The sequence below is a fragment of the Arthrobacter sp. 2MCAF15 genome, from assembly GCF_052115605.1.
Lineage (GTDB): Bacteria > Actinomycetota > Actinomycetes > Actinomycetales > Micrococcaceae > Arthrobacter.
This window is the reverse complement of sequence record NZ_JBFRGZ010000003.1, coordinates 135908-156149: the sequence shown is the minus strand read 5'-3', so window position 1 is coordinate 156149 and position 20242 is coordinate 135908. Positions and strand designations below refer to the sequence as shown.

Below are 20242 nucleotides of genomic sequence, written 5' to 3'. Positions count from 1 at the left end.
CCCTGTGGGACTGCCGTTTGGACCGGTTTCTCTTCCCCGCCCGTGCGTGGATACGGTAGAGATGTGCCGGCCGAGATGGAACCGAACCATCCGCGAGGCCCCGGTTCTGCCGAGGCCCGCCTGCTCCGCCGCGCCGTCGAACTCAAACGCGTTTCACGTCGCACGTTCCTGATCGGCGCCGGGTCCGCGTCGCTGCTGGCGGCGGACATGCTGTTCACCCGGCGTGTTCAGACCGAGCGGCGGACCACCCGGATCATCGAAGTACCGGATGACGTCGCGGAACGGTATTTCCCCTACGCCAGCTGGATCCTGTTCCCCGGCTACAAAACGAGCTGGGAAGAGGCCCAGTGGATCCTGAACGCGCTGCGCGGGTCCCTGAACAAGCGGGGCCAGCTCGCCGCCGTCGGATATTCCAACGAGGGGCTGGACATCGACGAGGTGGTCATCGCCGTGATCGAGCACGCCCGCGCCCACAACCTCACCACGCTCTACTTCTACGGCCACAGTTTTGGCGGCATGGTGGCAACCCAGGTGGCCGCCCGGCTGCGCGAGCTGCACGGCGTGGAAGTGGCGTTCATCCTGCTCGACTCCAGCCCTGCGAGCCGGCATGACGTGCTGGACCAGAGCTGGTTCGAGGGCGTGGTGCTGCTTTACGAGAGCGGGTTCCGCTTCCCCACAGTGCTGCGCGGCGGCTACGAGCTCAGCGAGCGGATGCTGCACAAGGATGAACGCAGTTGGGGCCAGATCGTGGACCAGACGCTGGAGCAGCTCTCGCCGATCGCGCCCTCCAGCGTGCTGATCCAGTCCGAATCGGCCTACATCTACCACTTCGAGGCCAGCCGCTTCGTGGGGAAGCTCGGCGGGACAAAGATGGCGTTCATCGGCAACCCCCGGGACAAGACGGTGGACTACGAGACCGCGCGGGACACGTGGTCACTGACCTTCCAGGCCAACATGGTCTCGGATGACCTGCGTACGGACGGAGCCAGGCCGGAGCACGCGAGCCCGGGCTGGAGCCCGTTCATCTACCGGCCCATCATCGAAAAACTCCAGGACGAGCTCTTCCCGCTGCCGGGCGGCGGCGGGAAGATGACGGCGTTCTGAGGGGTTTGCCTAGATCTGGTTTTTGAGGTCCGCCACGGAATTCAGGATCTGGTTGGGCCGGAACGGGTAGGCGGCGATGTCGTCCCGGTGCGTGATGCCGCTGAGCACCAGCACCGTGTGCAGGCCCGCTTCCATGCCGGCGATGATGTCGGTGTCCATGCGGTCGCCGATCATGGCCGTGGTTTCGGAGTGCGCGTCGATCTGGTTCATCGCCGACCGGAACATCATCGGGTTGGGCTTGCCCACAATGTACGGTTCGCGGCCCGTCGCCTTGGTGATGAGCGCCGCGATGGCCCCGGTGGCGGGCATGGGGCCATCCTTGGACGGGCCGGTGGCGTCCGGGTTCGTGGCGATGAAGCGCGCCCCGGCCAGGATCAGCCGGATGGCCATGGTGATGGCCTCGAACGAGTAGGTGCGGGTCTCGCCGAGCACCACGAAGTCGGGGTTCTGGTCGGTGAGGATGAAGCCCGCCTCGTGGAGCGCCGTCGTGAGCCCCGCTTCACCGATCGTGTACGCGCGGTTCCCCGACTCCGAGCCGCGCACCTGGTCCTTGAGGAACTGGGCGGTGGCCAGCGCCGAGGTCCAGATGTTCTCCTCCGGGATTTCCAGACCGGAAGAACTCAGCCGCGCCGCGAGGTCCCGGGGCGTGAAGATCGAGTTGTTGGTCAGCACCAGGAATCGCTTGGAGGTGTCCACCCAGCGCTGGATCAGTTCTGAGGCGCCCGGGATGGGCTGGTTCTCATGGACCAGCACGCCGTCCATGTCCGTCAGCCAGCACTCGATTTCCTGGCCGCTGCGGTACATCGAAGCATAGGAACGGGTCTCTCCTGAGTCGGTCGCCTGCTCGTCGCGCTGATCTGCCATGGTGTCCTCCGCCGTAAGTGTGCCGCTACCTGGGTCCCAGTCTAATGTTGAGGCGTGACTGAACCCGAGATCCCCGGCGACGCCGGCGTAACGCCTGTGCCAGCGACATCAGCGGAGCCGGCGGTCGCGGCAGAGGCTGAGGCTGAGGCCGAACCGAAGGCGGAGGTCGGCGTCGGCCCCTGGGAAGGCGACCTTCCCCAGGGCGAGCACTGGGATCCGGACCTCCTGGCCGACGGGGACCGGCGCAATGTCGTCGACCAATACCGGTACTGGAAGCACGAGGCGATCGTGGCGGACCTGGACTCCAAGCGTCACAGTTTCCACATCGCGATTGAGAACTGGCAGCACGACATGAACATCGGCACCGTGGTCCGCACGGCCAACGCGTTCCTGGCCAAGGAAGTCCACATCATCGGACGACGCCGGTGGAACCGCCGCGGGGCCATGGTCACCGACCGGTACCAGCACGTCCGCCACCACCCCACCGTGGAGGACTTCGTGGCCTGGGCCCAGGGGGAGGGGCTGGCGATCATCGGAATCGACATCTTCCCGGACTCCGTCCCGCTGGAGACCTACGAACTGCCCAGGGACTGCGTCCTGGTCTTCGGCCAGGAGGGCCCGGGCCTGACCCCCGAGGTCCACGAGGCGGCCGTGGACACCCTGTCGATCGAGCAGTTCGGCTCCACCCGGTCCATCAACGCCGCCTCCGCCGCCGCGATCGCGATGCACGCCTGGATCCGCCGCCACGTATTCGGCCAGCTCCCGGGATAGGGTCGGTCCGCCGAAACGCACCGCGAGAACGCACTTCGCGGCAGTGTTTTCGCCTCACATTGCCGTGAAATGCAGTCTCGATGGCGCCTGCGGTAACGACCTGTGGAAAACGCTCACGGCGCCCGGCCGAAACGGTCACAATGGGCCATGCGCCGGGCACCGCTTCCCCTTCATCTGACCACCGGTTCCTTCTCGCTGCGCGCCGCCGACAAGGCCGGCGTCACCCGCACCCGCACCCAAGCCCAGGACCTCGTTACGGTCTCACGCGGGATCCGGTTGCCCATGGACGCTGCACCCTCGGGCGCCGCGGCCATGCGGGCCTACACCGAGCTGGACGACGAGTCCGTGCTCAGCCTCGGATCCGCGGCGCGGCTCTGGGCGGCCCCACTGCCGGGCCGGCTTGAGGAAGATTGGCGTATCCATCTCGCACGACGACGGGGCTTGAGCGCGCCCCGCCGGGTCAACGTCGTGGGGCATGTGTTGACGTTGTTTCCGGACGAGGTGGTGGAGCTCGACGGCGCCCGGCTCACCTCGCCCGCCAGGACGTGGCTGGACCTGGCCTCGGCACTGGGTGTGGACGAACTCGTCGCGGTGGGTGATGCTCTGGTGTGCTCCCACGGCCCCGAGTTCCCCGTGCCCCGCGAACCCCTGTGCGGCATCGAGGAGTTGCGCGCCATGGTGGCGCGACATCCCGGCTGCAGGGGCGTGCGCAAGGCCCGCGCCGCCGTCGAACTGATCCGTGTTGGGGCTGACTCGCCGCCCGAAACCCGGCTGCGCCTGGCGCTCCTTCATGCAGGCCTGCCCGAGCCGGTCCTGAACCTGGTCGTGTGGGGTGGAGCAGGCGCTCCGGTGCTCTGGCCCGATGCCGCCTATCCCGAGTGGCGCATCGCGCTCCAGTACGAGGGCGCACACCATAACGGGGAAGACCAATACCTGCGAGACATCCGGCGGGCGGACACCGCCGCGTTCTGCGGGTGGCTTGAGGTGCGGGTGTCCCGGCTGGATCTTGCCGGCGAGCATCCCGCGGCCGTCCGGAAGGTCCGGGCAGCGTTGGAGAGCCGGGGCTGGCGCGCGAGATGACAGTTCGCGGCAATGCCGGACGCGCACACTGCCGCGAACTGCAGTCTGGGCGCGCCACGGGCCGGGCCGCGGCGAGCTCACGGCGTAGGGCGGAACCGCCGGGGCGCGAGTGTTACAGGGGCACAGTGACCGGAGACACGGCCGCGGCGCAGGAATGACTAGGATGGTTCGTAGCCGACGAGGTTCCTTCCAGAATCACCAGCCCGTAGACGAAATTCACTTTAGGAGTCAGCATGCCCATTGCAACCCCAGAGATCTACTCCGAGATGATCGACCGCGCAAAGACGGGCGGCTTCGCCTTCCCAGCTGTCAATGTCACGTCCTCCCAGACCCTGAACGCCGCCCTGCGCGGCTTCGCCGAGGCCGAGTCCGACGGCATCGTCCAGGTTTCCACCGGCGGTGCTGCTTACTGGTCCGGCGCCTCCACCAAGGACATGGTTGCCGGCTCCCTGGGCTTCGCGGCCTTCGCCCGCGAGGTGGCCAAGAACTACGGCGTCAACATCGCCCTGCACACGGACCACTGCCCCAAGGACAAGCTGGACGGCTTCGTGCTTCCGCTGCTCGCCGCGTCCGAGGCCGAGGTAAAGGCCGGCCGCAACCCCCTCTTCAACTCGCACATGTGGGACGGTTCCGCCGAGACCCTGCAGGAAAACCTGCGGATCGCCCGTGAACTGCTCGAGCGCACCGCGGCCGCCAAGATGATCCTCGAAGTTGAGATCGGCACCGTCGGCGGCGAGGAAGACGGCGTCGAGAACGCCATCAACGACAAGCTCTACACCACGGTCGAGGACGCCCTGGCCACCATCGACGCGCTCGGTTCCGGCGAAAACGGCCGCTACATCACCGCGCTGACCTTCGGCAACGTGCACGGCGTCTACAAGCCCGGCGGCGTCAAGCTCCGCCCGGAGATCCTCAAGGACATCCAGGAGCAGGTGGGTGCCAAGATCGGCAAGGCCAACCCGTTCGACCTCGTGTTCCACGGCGGCTCCGGCTCCTCGGACAAGGAGATCGCCGACGCCGTCTCCTACGGCGTCATCAAGATGAACATCGACACCGACACCCAGTACGCCTACACCCGCCCGGTTGTGGACCACATGCTGCGCAACTACGACGGCGTGCTGAAGGTCGACGGCGAGGTCGGCAACAAGAAGCTCTATGACCCCCGCGTCTGGGGCGCCTCCGCCGAGGCCGGCCTGGCCGCCCGCGTGGTCGAGGCAGCCCAGCAGCTGGGCTCCACCGGCAAGACCTTCTAGCCATGTCCGATGAGTTCCGCAAGAACCTGATGGGTCCAGAGCCCACGCTCCTGCCTGCCGAGTCTGAGATCTATCAGCACCTCGCGCTCGGCCAGGAAGCCGTGGACCTCGTGGCGAAGCACCCCACGTCCTCGCTCCTGTGGGCCATCCTGGCCGAGGAGGCGTGGAACGAAGGCCGCACCATCGATTCCTACGCGTACTCGCGGGTGGGCTACCACCGCGGCCTGGACTCGCTGCGCCGCAATGGCTGGCGCGGCGTCGGGCCCATCCCGTGGGAGCACGAACCCAACCGCGGCTTCCTGCGCTCGCTCTACTCGCTGGGCCGTGCGTCCGCGGCGATCGGCGAGGCCGAGGAGCCGGAGCGGATCGAGAAGTTCCTGAAGGATTCCGATCCCGGCGCGAAGGCGGCCATCGAAGCCGAAGGCTGACCTGGGGTTGAACCAACGACGGCGGGCTCCCACCATGAGGTGGGAGCCCGTCGTCGTTGAAGCTCAGATGTGGACTAGCTGGCTTTGGCCAGGCCCGTGCGGGCCATGGCGTCCGCGTACGCGGTGCGCATTTCGGCCAGGTACTCTTCCTGGCGGGCCGGGGTGCCGGCGAACGCGCGGCCGCTGAGCGAACGGACCTTGTAGGTCTTCAGGCCGCGGCGCCAGATCATGGGCACTTCGGTCTTGAGCAGCAGGTTGGCCAGGCGGTTGGCCTCGGTGCCGTGAGCGACGATCACGGAGGCGCGTGGCACGAGGGCCAGGAACTTCAGCAGCGGCTTGAGGCCCGCGGAAATCTGGTCCGGCGTGAACTTGCCGTTGGGCTCGCCCGGGACGTGCCACGGGTGGACGTTCCACGGCATGACGAATTCGGGGCGCAGGCCCAGCTTCCACTGGATGCCGAGCATGCGGGTGGCCGCCTCGTCATCGCCGGCGGTGATGAAGCCTGACGCATCCGCGGTGCCGATGTTCGAGTACAAGCTGATGATGCGGCACTCTTCGACATCGTGCATGGGGTCCACGTAGGGGACAGCGGTGCCAGCTTTGGTTGCCTGGAGGACGTCAAGGAGCTCGTTGACGGGGGCGACGCTAGGTTCGTACCGGCGGCTCAGAAGCTCTTCGCGGAAATTTTCGGTGGCCAGGGCTGTCATATGGTGCTGGGTCTCCTGCGGGATTGGCAAAGCTGCCACACCACCGCGGAGACGCCTGATTAAGGGCATGCTGAGCAACGGTGTGGTTTGAAAATGTGGTGTGGACCGATTCCTGGTCGATCCTTATCAGTCTATCAAGCCCCGCGAAATGCAGCGCCGGGTCCGGCCTGCCGTCCGGTGCTGCTACCAGAGCCGCTTGGTGGCGCGGCGGGCCCCTTCCCCTAGGGCCTCCAGCTTGGCGTAGGCGATTTGCGGGTGCACCCGGCCGCCCAGCCCGCAATCTGTGGAGGCAATCACATTTTCCCGCCCCACGAGGTCCGCGAACCGCACGATCCGGTCGGCCACGAGGTCCGGGTGTTCCACGACGTTGGTGGCGTGCGAAACGACGCCGGGGACGATTGCCTTCCCCTCGGGAAGCGTCGTGTCTTCCCAGACCCGCCACTCGTGCTCGTGCCGGACGTTGGCGGCCTCGAAGGAGTAGCTGCCGGCATTGATCTGCAGGACCGAGCCGACGATGTCCGCGAACGGGATGTCGGTGGTGTGGGGACCGTGCCAGGAGCCCCAGCAGACATGCAGCCGGATCTGCTCCTGCGGGAGGTCGCGCAGGGCCCAGTTCGTTGCCTCGACCCGGAGCTGGATGAACTTCAGGTAGTCCGCCAGGCTCGGCTCGGGGTTGATCTGGTCCCAGCTCTCGGCCAGGGACGGGTCGTCGAGCTGGACCGTCAGGCCGGCGTCGATGATGGCCCTGTACTCCTCCCGCATGGCGTCGGCGCAGGCGTAGAGGAGTTCCTCGTCGCTCCGGTAGTACTCGTTGGCCACGCGGGCGCACGACCCGGGGGAGAGGGAGGCGACGAACCCCTCGGCGAGGCCAGCCGCGGCCAGGCCGGTCTTCAGGTTGGCGATGTCCGAGGCCACGAGCGCCTGGCCCGTGTACGTCAGCGGTCCCGCGATCTTCGGCTGGGTGACGGCCTTGCGGTGGGCCAGGATCCCGGAGGAGGGGTCGTTGTAGGCTTCATCGAACTTCTGCCGGTCCCGGCGGTCGGGGAAGGACGTCAGGACGATGTGGCCCGGTGAGGAACGGTGCACCTTGGCGTCGGCCCAGCGGTCCACGTCGGTCGGTTGCAGGCCGCCGAGCCGGGAGAACGAGTAGTTCCACCAGGCGCCGTAGTCCACGGAGCTGGACATCGTATGCCCGTACTCGCCGTCGTTGGGGATGTCGATCCCCAGATCCTTCTGGCGCTGGACGACATCCACCACCGAGGTTTCGAGCAGGTCCAGGAATTCGGGCGAGATGCCGTCGGTCTCCTTGGCCTCGTTCGCCGCGATCAGCTCGGTGGTGCGGGGCAACGAACCGGCATGGGTGACGCGGATGCGGTCGGCGTTCGGGGTAACAGCGCTCCGGGTAACGGTTCTCGGGGAGATGGCGTTCTGGGACATTGCGCTCTTTCCTTTCCATCGGTCCTGGCGGTAGCACCGTTGCCGGCCACGGCTGCCGCGGCGAAGCGGGCCGTGTCCGGCAGGGTTGCTGCGGCGTCAACGGTCCAGGTCCCTCGGCCGCTCGGGATGGTTACTCCCACTCAATTCCACACCGGCTGCTCTTGCAAGTGGCGCCCGCAAGTCATGCCCTCTATGTGTCGGCCGCGACCTGGGTGGATGATGCAGCTATGAAGAAGAACGAATCCTCCGCTGCCGCCGTCGACGCCTTCGAAGGCGTGGCCGCAGACCTGGCCGGCGCGGGAGTAGCCCTGGGCCAGACCTTTGGCGCCCGGGCCCTGATGGTCAACAAGAAGGCCATGGCCTGCCTCAACGGAGACGCGATGGCCTTCAAGCTGGGCAGGGATTCGCCGTATCACACCGGCGCCCTCGAACTCCCGGGCGCGCGGCTCTTCGATCCCTCTGGCATGGGCCGGCCCTTCAAGGACTGGGTGGAAGTGCCGGCGGCGTCGGCGGGGGCGTGGCCATCGCTCGCGGAAGCCGCCTTGGCGTTCACCGCGGGCTAGCCGCCGCGTCCACACAAGGACCCAAAACGATACGGGCCACCGATTTCGGCTAAACTTGGGTGGTAAGAGCCCCGGAACTCTGGCGTTGGTAAAGAGCACAGCGGTAGATTCGGGGCATTCTCATGAACGGCGCTGAGCTGCGGTGATCACCTGGTGCATCAACCAGAGCTCGGCCCGAACGAATGGGGGAGGATCCCATGCCAGCAATCGTGATCGTCGGAGCCCAATGGGGCGACGAAGGCAAAGGTAAGGCCACTGACCTGCTTGGTGGCCGCGTTGACTACGTCGTCAAGCCCAACGGCGGCAACAACGCCGGGCACACCGTCGTCGTAGGCGGTGAGAAGTATGAGCTCAAGCTCCTTCCGGCCGGCATCCTGAGCCCGAACGCGATTCCGATCATCGGCAACGGCTGCGTGGTGAACCTGGAAGCCCTGTTCCAGGAGATCGACGGACTGGAAGCCCGCGGCGCGGACACCTCCAAGCTGCGCGTCTCCGCCAACGCTCACCTTGTGGCGCCCTACCACCAGGTCCTGGACAAGGTCACCGAGCGGTTCCTCGGCAGCCGCGCCATCGGCACCACCGGACGCGGCATCGGCCCGGCCTACATGGACAAGGTGGCCCGCCTGGGCATCCGCGTCCAGGACGTCTTCGACGCCTCGATCCTGCGCCAGAAGGTGGAGGGCTCGCTGCGCCAAAAGAACGAGCTGCTGGTCAAGGTCTACAACCGCCGCGACATCGAGGTGGACGAGATCGTGGAGTACTTCCTGTCCTTCGCCGAGCGTCTGCGCCCGCTGGTCATCGACAGCACCTACGTGCTGAACACCGCCCTGGACGAGGGCAAGGTGGTCCTCATGGAGGGCGGCCAGGCCACCTTCCTGGACGTCGACCACGGCACCTACCCCTTCGTGACGTCCTCGAACCCGACCGCCGGCGGCGCCTCCGTGGGCTCGGGCATCGGCCCTACCCGGATCTCCCGCTCCATCGGCATCATCAAGGCGTACACCACCCGTGTGGGCGCCGGGCCGTTCCCCACGGAACTGTTCGATGAGATGGGCATGTACCTGCAGAAGACCGGCGGCGAATTCGGCGTCAACACCGGCCGTCCCCGCCGCTGCGGCTGGTACGACGCCGTCCTGGCCCGCCACGCCTCCCGCGTCAACGGCTTCACGGACTACTTCGTCACCAAGCTGGACGTCCTCACCGGCATCGAGCAGATCCCGGTCTGCGTGGCCTACGACGTCGACGGCGTGCGGCACGACGAAATGCCCATGACCCAGACCGAGTTCCACCACGCCAAGCCGATCTTCGAGTTCTTCGACGGCTGGACCGAGGACATCACCGGTGCCCGCACCCTGGAGGACCTGCCGGAAAATGCCCGGAACTACGTCCTGGCCCTGGAGAAGCTCTCCGGCACCCGGTTCTCCGCGATCGGCGTCGGCCCGGACCGCGACCAGACGATCGTGGTCAACGACCTCATCAACGACTAGCGCCTCACTGACGGGCTTACGACGGCGGCGGGCCACCCTGGACGGGGCGGCCCGCCGCCGTCGCAGTTAAGTTCCTATGCCGGGCTACTCTGCGGACGTGAAACGCAGCGACAGCCAGTTCTCCCGGCAGGCCCTGGCGGCGGCTTCGGTGTCACCCAGGCGGGCGAGCCGGATGATTTCTGCGTGCTGCGCCACCGATTCCCGGGCGGCAAAGGATCCGAAGCGCATCCGCTCCACGCGGCGCAGGACGGGGGTGGTCTGTTCCAGGAGTTCCTGGAGCACGAGGTTGCCGCCGGCCGTGACAAAGACGGCGTGGAAATCGTCATCGGCCTCGAGCGCCGACTCCACGTCGGCGTCCCGGAGGGCCCGTTCGAACCGCGCGTTGGCCTGGGTCATCGCGTCGAGGTGTTCCTTGGCCAGGACTGGGACGGCCAGGCGTGCGGCCAGTTCGTGCAGCCCGGCCACCACCTGTTGCGTGCTGAGGGTGGATGCCTGGTCATAGGGGGCCACGATGGTCGCCTTGCCGGGCAACGCGATGACCAGGCCTGCCCGTTCCAGCCGCAGCAGCGCCTCCCGGATCGGTGTCCGGCTTACGCCCAGCCAGGCCTCCAGCTCTGTGTCTTTCAGCCGTTCGCCGGGCTCGAAGGTGCCGTCCACAATCGCGTTCCGGATCGAGTCAAAGACGTTGTCCCGCAGCAGCGGCCGCTTATGGACTCCGGAGAACGGGGGTACGGGCATGCAACATATCGTATATCGCCCTTGTCCTTCCGGAGCCGATGTCGGAGAATGCAATATATTGCATTCTGCACTTTCAGAAAGCCGTTCCCACCGCGAGCGAAGGACTGTCGATGGCCATCACCGATTTTGAGCGCTACCCCCTGATGTTCGGGCCGAGCCCCGTCCACCCGCTGCCGCGGCTCAGCGCGCACCTGGGCGGCGCGAAGATCTGGGCGAAACGGGAGGACGTCAACAGCGGCCTCGCGTTTGGCGGCAACAAGACCCGCAAGCTGGAGTACTTCGTCCCGGAAGCCCTGGCGCAGGGCGCGGACACCCTGGTCTCCATTGGTGGCTACCAGTCCAACCACACCCGCCAGGTCGCCGCGGTGGCGGCGAAACTCGGCCTCAAGGCCCGCCTGGTCCAGGAAAACTGGGTCGACTGGCCGGACCCGCTGTCCGACCGCGTGGGCAACATCCTGCTCTCGCGCATCATGGGTGCCGATGTCCGGCTGGACAGCGCGGGCTTTGACATCGGCATCCGCAGCAGTTGGGAGAACGCGATCGAGGAGGTCAAGGCCGCCGGCGGGAAGCCGTACGCGATCCCCGCGGGCGGCTCCGACCACCGGCTCGGCGGACTGGGCTTCGCCAACTGGGCCTACGAGGTGCAAGAGCAGGAGCGGGAACTTGGCATCTTCTTCGACACGATCGTGGTCTGCACCGTCACCGGGTCCACCCACGCCGGAATGATCGCCGGTTTTGCCGGCCAGGACAAACCGCGCCGCGTGATCGGCATCGATGCCTCGGCCACCCTGGCGAAGACCCACGACCAGGTTGAACGCATTGCCCGGAACACGGCCGAGCTGATCGGCGTGGGCAGGGAACTCCGCGACGACGAAATCAACGTCATGGAGGGCTGGGCCGGGGACCTCTACGGAATCCCGGTGGATTCCACCCTGGAAGCCATCCGCCTGGGCGCCTCGCTCGAGGCCATGATCACCGACCCCGTCTACGAGGGCAAGTCCCTGGCCGGGCTGATCGACCTCGTGAAAAGCCGGGAGATTCCGGCAGGCAGCAACGTTCTTTATGCCCACCTGGGCGGACAGATCGCCCTCAATGCCTACAGCGGGCTGTTCCGCTCCTAAGAGCTGTTGCCCTATCACTTAGGGTCGTTTGAGTGCTTCAGAACAGCCCTAAGTGATAGCGCAACGGGTGGGTGGTAGCGGCGCACGACGGCGGCGGGTTCCCTTGCGAGGGGGCCCGCCGCCGTCGTCGTTTAGCCCCGCAAAGTCGGGCCCAAAAAAGAAAATCAAAAAACTTCCGATTGGTGCGTAACCTTTCGGGCCCGCCCAGCGATTACCTCTTTGTAAGCGCCACCGGAGCTAGGACCCCCCACCGGGCACCGGATGGCCTTCCATCGTAAGCGCCGGCCGGCGCCCGCCCCCATCGGGCGCCGGCCAGCCTTCTATGGCGAGAGCGGGCTGTCGACGGCCCCCATGCGGCTTCAGCCCGCCTTCCAACCAAAAAACAAAGGAAGTATTTCTGTCATGAAGAGTGTTAGCAAGACCACAAAGATCGCTGTCGGCGCCGCAATCCTGGCAGTCGGAGGCTTCTCCGGCATCGGACTGGCCAACGCGGCCCAGATGTCCGGCTCCCAGCAGTCCGAAGTGAACCACGCTACGCCCGCCACGCCGGCAACCCCGGCCGTGCCCGCCACTCCCAAGCTCCCGGCCAAGCCCGCTGTCCCGGCCGTGCCCGCCGTTCCGGCTGCGCCGTCCACTGACGACGTCACCAAGGGCGACGGCTCCGCCAAGGGCGACGCCGACGTCGACGGTACCAAGGGTGCCGGCGAAGGCTCCGTCGACGCAGACCAGGACGGCGCCACCGTCAAGGGCGATGCCAGCGTCAAGGGTGCTGGCGGCGAGGCACGCGCCAAGGCCAACGTAAAGGCTGCAGTTCCGGCCACACCGGCCGTCCCCGCGGTCCCGGGCGCGAACGGCGTGCCGGCAACCACGGCCGTTCCGGCGACCCCGGCCGTCCCGGCCAAGCCGTCCGTCGATCTGCCCCAGCACGACCAGTAATTCCGGCTGTTCAGCCTGGACCCGGCTAGGGTCCGCTAGGAAGGAAGGAGCCCTGATTTTGAAGGGCTCGGGGGTGCGGCCGCTAGACTTGCGGGGGCCGCACCCCAGTAGTAACGGAAGGACAGCCTCTTGGCACAGCAGCTAAGCGACGACGACTTGTCAGCCGCTTTAGCTGGTGACCCATCAGGGTTCAGTGCCGTCTACGTGGCTATTTCCCCCGCCGTCCTGGGCTACTTCCGGGCCCGGGGGGTGGACGACGCCGAGGCCCTGACCCAAGACGTTTTCGTGGACGTCCTGCCGAAACTGGCCGGCGTCAGCGGCGGCCACGCGGGTCTGCGGACATTTATTTTCTCGGTGGCCCATGCGCGGCTGGTCGACTACCGGCGGCGCGCAGAGCGCACGCCGCATCTGGCCGAATACGACCCCCTGAACGACGCGCGTTATTCGGCATCCGCCGAGGACGAGGCGCTCGGATCCCTGGGCGGCATCTCTGCCACTCTCGCGAGGCTCAATGAGGAGCAACGGGAAGTGCTGGTCCTGCGCATCGTCGCGGACCTCTCCATCGAACAGGTGGCCGGCATCATGGACAAGACCCCTGGTGCCATCAAGCAGCTTCAACGCCGCGGGCTCAGTGCCCTGCGCGAACTCGTAACCGAAAAGGACCACGCAGCATCATGACCGGCACCCGCGATCCCCAGGAGGATGGCAGCATCCAGGCGATGCTGAGCGACTCCGGCCTCGAATCTGCGGCCGAGCTCCGGAGCGCGCTGGAAGAACTCCGCGCCGTGGTCCCGGATGAGGCTCCCGCCCTCCGCGCCGATCTCGCGGCACTGCTCACTGCCGGCGCAGCCGCCCCCGCCGCCCCTGACTCAGCCGCGACGACGGCGCTGCCCGCCGTGGTGTCTGCGACGACGGCGCTGCCCACCGTGGTTTCCGCGACGACGGCGCTGCCCACCGTGGTGTCCGCGACGGATTCCGACCCTGAAGCCAGCGAAGTGCGCCCGGCAGGCGTCACCAACCTCGCCGAGCGCCGCGGCCGGAAGCGCCGGCTGGCAATCGTGGGCGGCGCCGTGATCGGTGCGATGAGCCTGGGAGCCGGCGCCGTGGCGGCATCCAGCGAGGATTTCCGGCACAGCGTTAGCCAGACCGTCGGCGTCATCTTCCAGCCCGCGGGGCACGCCACTCCGGCGCCGGAACCCGTCCAGCAATCGCCGTCCTCGGTCCCGGTCCTTCCCGCGCCCGGCCCAACGTACCGGGACGTGGCGCCCGGCGCCGCACCCACGGAGACATCAACGCCAAGCAGCCCAAGTCAGCCGGGCTCCGCGGCAGCCGGCCACACGCCCCCGGCCGCGCCGCCCGCCGTCGGCCGCGGTGGCATCCTGCCGGCACCCGGCCAAAAGCCCAGCGCGCCGGGGCTGCCGACACCGCCCGGCCTTGGCGGCGGAAACGGCGGCGGCAACGGGGGAGGCGGCGAGAAGCTGCCCCGCGTTCCCGGCCACGTCACCCCGACGCTGCCGGGCGTCCTCCCGACCGACGCCCCCTAAACCGCAGACCCTAAGTGATAGCGCAACGGCGGGTTGTTGGCCGCTGTGGCTGTAAGGCCGACTGCTGTCAGGCCAGGACCTGCCGCTTGGAGGAGATGACGCCGGTGTCGAAGCCGGCCAGGTGCAGGCCGCCGTGGAAGCGGGCATGCTCAATCTTCACGCAGCGGTCCATCACGACGTCGAGTCCGGCGGCTTCGGCTTCCTTGGCAACGTCCTCATGCCACGAGCCCAGTTGCAGCCATAGTGTCTTGGCGCCGGCCGCGATGGCCTCGTCCAGGACACCGGGCAGGTCATCGTGCTTGCGGAACACGTCCACGATGTCCGGGGTTTCGGGCAGATCCGCCAGGGACGCATACGTTGGCTGGCCCAGGATTTCCTTCACCACGGGATTCACGAAATAGAGTTTGTATCGCGTGGAGGACTGCAGGTAGGTGGCCACGAAGTAGCTCGCGCGCGACGACTTGTCCGAGGCACCCACAATCGCGATCGATTTCGCCTGCCGCAGCAGGTTCAGCCGCTCCGGCGCCGAGGGGCCGGCCCAGGTCCTGGTCTCTTCCGTGCTCATGAGCGTGCTCCGATCGTGCAGGCGGCTGCTTCATCCGGGCCGGCCGACAGGGCTTCGGCGTCGGCCCTCACGTCAGTTTCAAAGGCCGCCAGGTTGGCCGCGTCCAGCGCCTGGTCCAGGTCCCAGAGGATGTCGTCGATGTCCTCGAGGCCCACTGAGATGCGGACCAGGTCCTCGGGGACGCCGGCGGACTCCAGCTGCTCGGGGCTGAGCTGCTGGTGGGTGGTGGAACCGGGGTGGATCACCAGGGTCCGGGAATCGCCCACATTGGCCAGGTGTGAGGCCAGCTGCAGGGCTTCGATGAACTTCTGGCCCGCGGCACGGCCGCCCTTCACGCCGAAGGAGAACACCGAGCCGGGGCCCAGCGGCAGGTACTTCCTTGCCCGTTCGAAGTGCGGGTGCGAGGGCAGTCCGGAGAAGTTCACGTAGGCCACGCGCTCGTCCGCTTCCAGCCATTCGGCGACGGCCTGCGCGTTCTTCAGGTGCTCGTCCAGCCGCTGGGGGAGCGTTTCGACGCCCTGCAGCAGCTGGAAGGCCGACTGCGGCGAGAGCGCCGGGCCGATGTCACGCAGCTGCTCGCAACGCAGCTTGGTCAGGAAGCCGTATTCGCCGAAGTTCCCCCACCAGGAAACGTTTCCGTAGGAGGCAACCGGCTCGGTCATGGTGGGGAACTTGCCGTTGCCCCAGTCGAAGCGGCCGCTCTCCACGATCACGCCGCCCAGCGTGGTGCCGTGGCCGCCGAGGAATTTCGTGGCGGAGTGGATTACGATGTCCGCCCCGTGCTCGATCGGCCGCACGAGGTACGGCGTGCTCAAGGTGGCGTCGACGACGAGGGGGATGCCGGCGTCGTGCGCGACTTTGGCGAGTCCCGCCAGGTCCTGGACCTCCGAGGACGGGTTGGCCACCACCTCGACGAAGATCGCTTTGGTGTTTTCCCGGACTGCGGCGGCGTAGTCCGCCGGGTCGGTGCCCGCGACGAACGTGGTGTCCACGCCGAAGCGGCGCAGCGTGACGTCGAGCTGGGTGACCGTGCCGCCGTAGAGCTGGGAGGCGGCGACGATGTGGTCTCCGGCCTGGGTCAGCGCGGCGAAGGTGATGAACTCCGCGGCCATGCCCGAGGACGTGGCCACGGCGCCGATGCCACCCTCCAGGGACGCGATGCGCTCTTCGAACGCGGCCACGGTGGGGTTGCCGATCCGGGAATAGATGTTGCCGTACTTCTGCAGCGCGAACAGGTTCGCGGCATCCTGGGTGTCCTTGAACACGAACGACGTCGTCTGGTAGATCGGCACGGCACGCGCGCCGTGCTCGGCGTCGGGGGTGCCGCCGGCGTGCAGCGCGCGGGTGCGGAAACCGAACTTGCGGTCAGCCATCAGGCAGCCACCTCAACGTTTGCCGTCGGGGTCTGGGACAGGTCCAGCTCGGTGCCGTTCTTGCGGGCAAGGTCCGCCTCGAGTTCGCGGACGATCGGCAGGACGTCCTGGCCGAACGAGGCGACTTCCTCCTGGAAGTGCAGGTAGCCGGTGAGGAACAGGTTCACGCCGATCTTCTTGTATTCAACGATCCGCTCGGCGATCTGCTCCGGGGTGCCGATCAGCTGGGTCTTGAAGCCGTCGTTGTACTGGACCAGGTCCTCGAAGCTCGAGTCGGCCCACATGCCCTTGCCGTCCTTGGTGGAGGCCCCGGCCTCCTGCACGGCGGCGCGGAAACCCTCGACGGCGGGCCTGTGCGCCTTTTCGACGATCTCTCGGAGGGTGTCGCGGGCTTCCTTCTCCGAGTCGCGGGCGATCACGAAGCCGTTGAGGCCAAACCGCGGAGAGGATAAAGCGGCGGGCAGGGCGCCGTCGGTTCCGCGGCGGGTTTCACGCCCGCTTTGTCCTGCGGACGCCACGACCCCGGCGATGTTGTCCTTGAATCCTTCGAGGTCCTTGCCGTTGGAGAAGTACCAGTCAGCCACGCGGCCGGCGGTGGCCTGCGCCGCGGTGGAGTTGCCGCCGAAGAAGATCTCCGGGTGAGCCCGGCCCGGCACGTCCACCGGGGCGGGGCTCAGGGTGAAGTCGGTGATGTTGTAGTACTTGCCGGACTGGCTGTATTCCTGCTCGGTCCAGAGCCCGCGGAGGACCTTGATGAATTCCTCGGTGCGGACATAGCGCTCGTCGTGCTCAAGCCATTCGAGGCCGAAGTTCTCAAACTCCGCCTTGAGCCAGCCGGAGACGATGTTCACGGCGGCGCGGCCGTTGGAGATGTGGTCAGCGGTGATGATGAACTTCGCCAGCACGCCGGGGTGCCACATGCCCGGGTGGACGGCGGAAATCACCTTGAGGCGCTCGGTGGCGGCCAAAAGCGCCAGGCTGAACGAGGTCGCCTCGTGCTGCTTGTCCGCGCCGTAGGAGGCGGCGTAGCGGGTCTGGGTCAGGGCGTATTCGAAGCCGGAGTTTTCCGCGATCCGGGCCAGCTTCTTGTTGTAGTCGAAGTCCCAGGAGGTGCGCTGCTCGATGGTGGAAACCACCAGGCCGCCGGAGACGTTGGGAACCCAGTAGGCGAACTTGAGAGGTTCGGAAAGCCGGGCGACGTTGCTGATTTCAGTCATGAAAGGTCCTTTACTTCCGGGGTATTTCGGGTGCGCAGCACATCCTGGATGCCCGCGATGGATGGTTCGTTCTGGAGCGACGTGGTGTCCCCGAGCGTGGTTCCTTCGAACAACTGGGTCAGCAGCCGGCGCATGATCTTGCCGCTGCGCGTCTTGGGCACATCGGGAACGACGACGACGTCGCGCGGTTTCGCGATGGGGCCGATCTGCTTCGCGACGTGGGCCTTGAGAGCGCCGTGGATATCGGCGGTGTCCGCCGAATTCTTCAGCACCACGAATGCGACGATCGCGTGGCCGGTCTTGGCGTCCGCGACCGGGCAGACCCCGGCCTCCACCACATCCGGGTGGGAGACGAGCGCCGATTCGACCTCGATGGTGGAGAGCAGGTGTCCTGAGACGTTAAGGGTGTCGTCCACCCTCCCGAGGATCCAGATGTCGCCGTCGTCGTCATACTTGGCGCCGTCACCGGCGAGGAACCAGCCCTGTTCGGCGTATTGGCGCCAGTAGGAATCGAAGTAGCGCCGCGGGTTCCCCCAGACCGTGCGGGCCATCGCGGGGCCGGGGGAGTCCACCACGATGAAGCCCTGGACGCCCGGCGGAACCGTGTTGCCGGCCTCGTCCACGATGCGGGTGCCGACGCCGGGCAGCGGCCGGGCCGCGCAGCCGGGCTTAAACTCGGTGTCCGTCGGGGCGGGGGAGAGGATGGTGGCGCCGGTTTCGGACTGCCACCAGGTGTCCACCACCGGGGCGGTGCCGGAACCGATGTTGGCCCGGAACCAGCGCCAGGCCTCCGGGTTGATGGCCTCGCCCACCGTGCCGAGGAGGCGGATCGAGGAGAAGTCGTACGTGTCCGGGACGCCGTCCGGGAACCAGCCCATGAGGGAGCGGACCAGGGTGGGCGCCGTGTAGTACTGCGTGACGCCGTAGCGTTCGATGATTTCGAAGTGCCGGCCCGGGTGCGGGGTGTTGGGCGTGCCCTCGAAGATGACCTGCGTGACGCCGTTGGAGAGCGGGCCGTAGAGCTCGTAGGTGTGCGCGGTGACCCAGGCGAGATCGGCCGTGCACCAGTGCACGTCCTGGTCCCGGAGCGCGGGGTCGGGGTTGCTGAACAGGTGCTCGAAGCTCCAGGACGCCTGCGTGAGGTAGCCGCCGGAGGTGTGGACCAGGCCCTTGGGCTTGCCGGTGGTGCCGGAGGTGTACATGATGAACAGCGGCGTCTCGGCGTCGAACGCTTCGGCTTCGTGGACGTCGGAGGCGGTCCCGACGACGTCGTGCCACCAGAGATCGCGTCCCGCGGTCATCGGGACGGTGCCGAGGTCCTCGGCCGGGGTGGTCCGGTTGACCACCAGGACGTGCTCGATCGCGTTCTCGCCGGAGACGGCGGCGTCCGCGTTGTCATTGACCGGCACGGCGGTGCCGCGGCGGAACTGTCCGTCGGTGGTGACCAGGAGTTTGGCGCCGGTGTCCTCCACCCGGAACTTCAGGGCCTCGGCGGAGAAGCCGCCGAAAACCAGGGAGTGGACGGCGCCGATGCGGGCCACGGCGAGCGTGATGATCACGGTTTCGGGGATGACCGGGAGGTAGATGACCACGCGGTCGCCCTTGGTGATGCCCAGGTCCAGGAGGGCGTTGGCGGCTTTGGACACCTCGCGCTGGAGTTCGGCGTAAGTAACGGCGCGGCGGTCGCCGGGCTCGCCCTCGAAGTGCAGGGCCACCTTGTCCCCGCGCCCCGCCGCTACATGGCGGTCGACGCAGTTGTAGGCGACATTGAGCCTGCCGCCCTCGAACCAGGTGATCTGCGGGCCGATGCCGGCCTCGACGTCGGCCGGGACGCGCCGGTGCGCGGTGTGCCAGGGTTTGCCGTTGTATGCGGGGCTGCCGGCGGTCGGGCCGCCGGGTGCGTCCGCCCAGTCCAGGCGGAGGGCCTGTTCTTCCCAGAACGCAACCGTCTCTGCCTGGACGGTTCCTGCGGTGGCTGTGCCGCTGTGGCGGGGGGTGGTGCTGCGGTGACGCGCCGGTCCGTCTGTGGGGACGCCGTGCACTGCGCCGTCCGTGGGCTCGGTCAGGGACCATCCCGACGAGCCGCGAGAGGATCCGGGCGCGTCACGCAGCCCTGCTTCGATCGCCGTCGCGTCCGAAGAGGTTTGTGGGGTTGCCTCGGACGGAGTCCGGACAATCGTGGGCAAGGCGGAAGAATTCTCAGGGGTCATTTTTGGCACTCCATCGGTCCTGGCAGTAGCACCCTGGGTTCCTCCAGCTCCATCGAAAGAGCGGGTCGATCGAATGGTGAGGAACAGTGGCGTGGGAATGGTCGTCCCACGTCACCCGGGGTTGCTGCGGCTTCATCGATCCAGGTCTCTTGGCCGCTCGGGATGGTCCCTACCTACTAGAACGGAAAATGCAGGATTTCACAAAATCCGCTCCGCCAGCGCTGTAATATTCGTTCACCGCATCGGCATGGGCCGCGGAATCAGTCATTTATTCGATCATTGTCCGGAATGGTTGCAAGAGTAAGGTTGATGCATGGCCCACGTTAACGATCCGGCAGTCATTGACCGCCTCATGCGAACCAAAGGCACATGGGCGGTGGTCGGCCTCACCACCAATGAATGGCGCTCCGCGTACGAAGTCTCCCTGTACATCCGGGACAAAATGGGCATGGAAATCATTCCGGTCAACCTCCCCGGCGATGACGTCCACGGGGAGAAGGGATACCGCTCCCTGGCGGACATCCCGGCGGGAAAGCACCCGATCGACGTCGTGGACTGCTTCGTCAACTCCCATAAGGTGGGGGCCGTCATCGACGAGGCCATCGCCATCGGCGCCAAGGCCGTCTGGCTGCAGCTGGGCGTCTTCGACGACGCCGCAACGGACCGCGCCAGGGCCGCCGGGCTGGACGTCGTGGTGAACGAGTGCCCCGCCCGCGAAGGGTGGCGGGTGGGCATCTAGCGGCCCAAGGATCACGGATTAGCAGATTTTGCGGGCCTGCACCGTGGGCGACTACGAAGTCAACGGCACCACCCCGGAGGGCTGCACAGCATCGGCGACGCCCGG

20 protein-coding genes and 1 riboswitch are annotated in these 20242 nt (G+C 67.1%); of the genes, 12 read left to right on the top strand and 8 right to left on the bottom strand.

Translation table 11 applies throughout. The features are described from left to right. Window positions 1-75 precede the first annotated feature (75 nt). Window positions 76-1104 (top strand): thioesterase domain-containing protein, encoded by a 1029-nt coding sequence (locus AB4089_RS04385; protein WP_441408078.1) that lies wholly within the window; start codon window positions 76-78, stop codon window positions 1102-1104. Window positions 1105-1113: 9 nt separating this feature from the next. Here the strand turns inward: AB4089_RS04385 and AB4089_RS04380 are convergent, their stop codons facing one another. Further along, a complete protein-coding gene (locus AB4089_RS04380) occupies window positions 1114-1968 on the bottom strand; it encodes an HAD-IIA family hydrolase (protein ID WP_441408077.1) in 855 nt (284 codons plus the stop codon). Window positions 1969-2064: 96 nt separating this feature from the next. Between AB4089_RS04380 and AB4089_RS04375 the strand changes: the two genes are divergently transcribed. The 4 genes from AB4089_RS04375 to AB4089_RS04360 all read left to right on the top strand — a co-directional run bounded on the left by AB4089_RS04375 (window position 2065) and on the right by AB4089_RS04360 (window position 5500). Then, on the top strand, window positions 2065-2739 hold the full coding sequence (locus AB4089_RS04375) for a TrmH family RNA methyltransferase (protein ID WP_441408360.1): 675 nt from the start codon (window positions 2065-2067) through the stop codon (window positions 2737-2739). A 147-nt stretch (window positions 2740-2886) separates the two neighbouring features. Then, a complete protein-coding gene (locus AB4089_RS04370; RefSeq protein ID WP_441408076.1) occupies window positions 2887-3819 on the top strand; it encodes a hypothetical protein in 933 nt (310 codons plus the stop codon). A gap of 233 nt (window positions 3820-4052) precedes the next feature. Then, window positions 4053-5072: a class II fructose-bisphosphate aldolase gene (gene fbaA / locus AB4089_RS04365; protein ID WP_441408075.1), complete on the top strand. Its 1020-nt coding sequence runs from the start codon at window positions 4053-4055 to the stop codon at window positions 5070-5072. A 2-nt stretch (window positions 5073-5074) separates the two neighbouring features. Continuing rightward, window positions 5075-5500 (top strand): DUF3151 domain-containing protein, encoded by a 426-nt coding sequence (locus AB4089_RS04360; RefSeq protein WP_018776136.1) that lies wholly within the window; start codon window positions 5075-5077, stop codon window positions 5498-5500. Window positions 5501-5574: 74 nt separating this feature from the next. Here the strand turns inward: AB4089_RS04360 and AB4089_RS04355 are convergent, their stop codons facing one another. After that, on the bottom strand, window positions 5575-6207 hold the full coding sequence (locus AB4089_RS04355; RefSeq protein ID WP_441408074.1) for a uracil-DNA glycosylase: 633 nt from the start codon (window positions 6205-6207) through the stop codon (window positions 5575-5577). A gap of 183 nt (window positions 6208-6390) precedes the next feature. Next, window positions 6391-7644, bottom strand: coding sequence for a cobalamin-independent methionine synthase II family protein (locus tag AB4089_RS04350; RefSeq protein WP_441408073.1), 1254 nt, complete (start codon window positions 7642-7644; stop codon window positions 6391-6393). Between the two features lie 12 nt (window positions 7645-7656). Then, window positions 7657-7777: riboswitch (SAM riboswitch) on the bottom strand. Window positions 7778-7871: 94 nt separating this feature from the next. On the opposite strand from AB4089_RS04350, the gene AB4089_RS04345 reads away from it, so the two are divergent. Together AB4089_RS04345 and AB4089_RS04340 are read left to right on the top strand one after the other, a co-directional pair. After that, the gene (locus AB4089_RS04345) at window positions 7872-8207 is read left to right on the top strand and encodes a hypothetical protein (RefSeq protein ID WP_441408072.1); all 336 of its coding nucleotides are present in this window, start codon (window positions 7872-7874) and stop codon (window positions 8205-8207) included. Between the two features lie 197 nt (window positions 8208-8404). Further along, window positions 8405-9694 carry an adenylosuccinate synthase gene (locus tag AB4089_RS04340; protein WP_441408071.1) on the top strand — a complete coding sequence of 430 codons (1290 nt, stop codon included), beginning with the start codon at window positions 8405-8407 and terminating at the stop codon, window positions 9692-9694. 84 nt (window positions 9695-9778) lie between these two features. On the opposite strand, the gene AB4089_RS04335 is transcribed toward AB4089_RS04340, so the two are convergent. Then, window positions 9779-10432, bottom strand: a complete 654-nt coding sequence (locus AB4089_RS04335; protein ID WP_441408070.1) for a GntR family transcriptional regulator — start codon at window positions 10430-10432, stop codon at window positions 9779-9781. 110 nt (window positions 10433-10542) lie between these two features. Between AB4089_RS04335 and AB4089_RS04330 the strand changes: the two genes are divergently transcribed. The 4 genes from AB4089_RS04330 (at window position 10543) to AB4089_RS04315 (ending at window position 14033) form a co-directional block, all read left to right on the top strand. Then, window positions 10543-11553 carry a 1-aminocyclopropane-1-carboxylate deaminase gene (locus AB4089_RS04330; protein WP_441408069.1) on the top strand — a complete coding sequence of 337 codons (1011 nt, stop codon included), beginning with the start codon at window positions 10543-10545 and terminating at the stop codon, window positions 11551-11553. 402 nt (window positions 11554-11955) lie between these two features. Further along, window positions 11956-12489: a hypothetical protein gene (locus AB4089_RS04325; RefSeq protein WP_441408068.1), complete on the top strand. Its 534-nt coding sequence runs from the start codon at window positions 11956-11958 to the stop codon at window positions 12487-12489. A 129-nt stretch (window positions 12490-12618) separates the two neighbouring features. After that, window positions 12619-13167, top strand: a complete 549-nt coding sequence (locus tag AB4089_RS04320; protein ID WP_441408067.1) for an RNA polymerase sigma factor — start codon at window positions 12619-12621, stop codon at window positions 13165-13167. Beyond that, on the top strand, window positions 13164-14033 hold the full coding sequence (locus tag AB4089_RS04315) for a hypothetical protein (protein ID WP_441408066.1): 870 nt from the start codon (window positions 13164-13166) through the stop codon (window positions 14031-14033). Before AB4089_RS04320 ends, AB4089_RS04315 begins: the two co-directional genes overlap by 4 nt. Window positions 14034-14100: 67 nt before the next feature. Here AB4089_RS04315 and AB4089_RS04310 read toward each other — a convergent pair whose 3' ends face one another. From AB4089_RS04310 to acs, 4 genes are read right to left on the bottom strand one after another with little or no spacing between them, the layout of a single operon-like run. Next, window positions 14101-14598, bottom strand: a complete 498-nt coding sequence (locus AB4089_RS04310) for a CoA-binding protein (protein ID WP_441408065.1) — start codon at window positions 14596-14598, stop codon at window positions 14101-14103. Beyond that, window positions 14595-15971, bottom strand: a complete 1377-nt coding sequence (locus tag AB4089_RS04305; RefSeq protein WP_441408064.1) for an O-acetylhomoserine aminocarboxypropyltransferase/cysteine synthase family protein — start codon at window positions 15969-15971, stop codon at window positions 14595-14597. Before AB4089_RS04305 ends, AB4089_RS04310 begins: the two co-directional genes overlap by 4 nt. Next, the gene (sfnG, locus tag AB4089_RS04300) at window positions 15971-17188 is read right to left on the bottom strand and encodes a dimethylsulfone monooxygenase SfnG (RefSeq protein WP_441408063.1); all 1218 of its coding nucleotides are present in this window, start codon (window positions 17186-17188) and stop codon (window positions 15971-15973) included. The genes AB4089_RS04305 and sfnG overlap by 1 nt, the downstream gene beginning before the upstream one ends. After that, window positions 17185-19398: an acetate--CoA ligase gene (gene acs, locus AB4089_RS04295; RefSeq protein WP_441408062.1), complete on the bottom strand. Its 2214-nt coding sequence runs from the start codon at window positions 19396-19398 to the stop codon at window positions 17185-17187. The genes sfnG and acs overlap by 4 nt, the downstream gene beginning before the upstream one ends. A gap of 313 nt (window positions 19399-19711) precedes the next feature. Here acs and AB4089_RS04290 point away from each other — a divergent pair, with 313 nt between their 5' ends. Beyond that, on the top strand, window positions 19712-20137 hold the full coding sequence (locus AB4089_RS04290; protein WP_441408061.1) for a CoA-binding protein: 426 nt from the start codon (window positions 19712-19714) through the stop codon (window positions 20135-20137). Window positions 20138-20242 lie beyond the last annotated feature (105 nt).

Coding starts and splice junctions, on each gene's coding strand:
- fbaA (WP_441408075.1), top strand. CDS start 4,053: ATGCCCATTGCAACCCCAGAGATCTACTCCGAGATGATCGACCGCGCA.
- acs (WP_441408062.1), bottom strand. CDS start 19,398: ATGACCCCTGAGAATTCTTCCGCCTTGCCCACGATTGTCCGGACTCCG.
- AB4089_RS04330 (WP_441408069.1), top strand. CDS start 10,543: ATGGCCATCACCGATTTTGAGCGCTACCCCCTGATGTTCGGGCCGAGC.
- AB4089_RS04355 (WP_441408074.1), bottom strand. CDS start 6,207: ATGACAGCCCTGGCCACCGAAAATTTCCGCGAAGAGCTTCTGAGCCGC.
- AB4089_RS04310 (WP_441408065.1), bottom strand. CDS start 14,598: ATGAGCACGGAAGAGACCAGGACCTGGGCCGGCCCCTCGGCGCCGGAG.
- AB4089_RS04385 (WP_441408078.1), top strand. CDS start 76: ATGGAACCGAACCATCCGCGAGGCCCCGGTTCTGCCGAGGCCCGCCTG.
- AB4089_RS04370 (WP_441408076.1), top strand. CDS start 2,887: ATGCGCCGGGCACCGCTTCCCCTTCATCTGACCACCGGTTCCTTCTCG.
- sfnG (WP_441408063.1), bottom strand. CDS start 17,188: ATGACTGAAATCAGCAACGTCGCCCGGCTTTCCGAACCTCTCAAGTTC.
- AB4089_RS04325 (WP_441408068.1), top strand. CDS start 11,956: ATGAAGAGTGTTAGCAAGACCACAAAGATCGCTGTCGGCGCCGCAATC.
- AB4089_RS04305 (WP_441408064.1), bottom strand. CDS start 15,971: ATGGCTGACCGCAAGTTCGGTTTCCGCACCCGCGCGCTGCACGCCGGC.
- AB4089_RS04290 (WP_441408061.1), top strand. CDS start 19,712: ATGGCCCACGTTAACGATCCGGCAGTCATTGACCGCCTCATGCGAACC.
- AB4089_RS04335 (WP_441408070.1), bottom strand. CDS start 10,432: ATGCCCGTACCCCCGTTCTCCGGAGTCCATAAGCGGCCGCTGCTGCGG.
- AB4089_RS04360 (WP_018776136.1), top strand. CDS start 5,075: ATGTCCGATGAGTTCCGCAAGAACCTGATGGGTCCAGAGCCCACGCTC.
- AB4089_RS04345 (WP_441408072.1), top strand. CDS start 7,872: ATGAAGAAGAACGAATCCTCCGCTGCCGCCGTCGACGCCTTCGAAGGC.
- AB4089_RS04340 (WP_441408071.1), top strand. CDS start 8,405: ATGCCAGCAATCGTGATCGTCGGAGCCCAATGGGGCGACGAAGGCAAA.
- AB4089_RS04380 (WP_441408077.1), bottom strand. CDS start 1,968: ATGGCAGATCAGCGCGACGAGCAGGCGACCGACTCAGGAGAGACCCGT.
- AB4089_RS04315 (WP_441408066.1), top strand. CDS start 13,164: ATGACCGGCACCCGCGATCCCCAGGAGGATGGCAGCATCCAGGCGATG.
- AB4089_RS04350 (WP_441408073.1), bottom strand. CDS start 7,644: ATGTCCCAGAACGCCATCTCCCCGAGAACCGTTACCCGGAGCGCTGTT.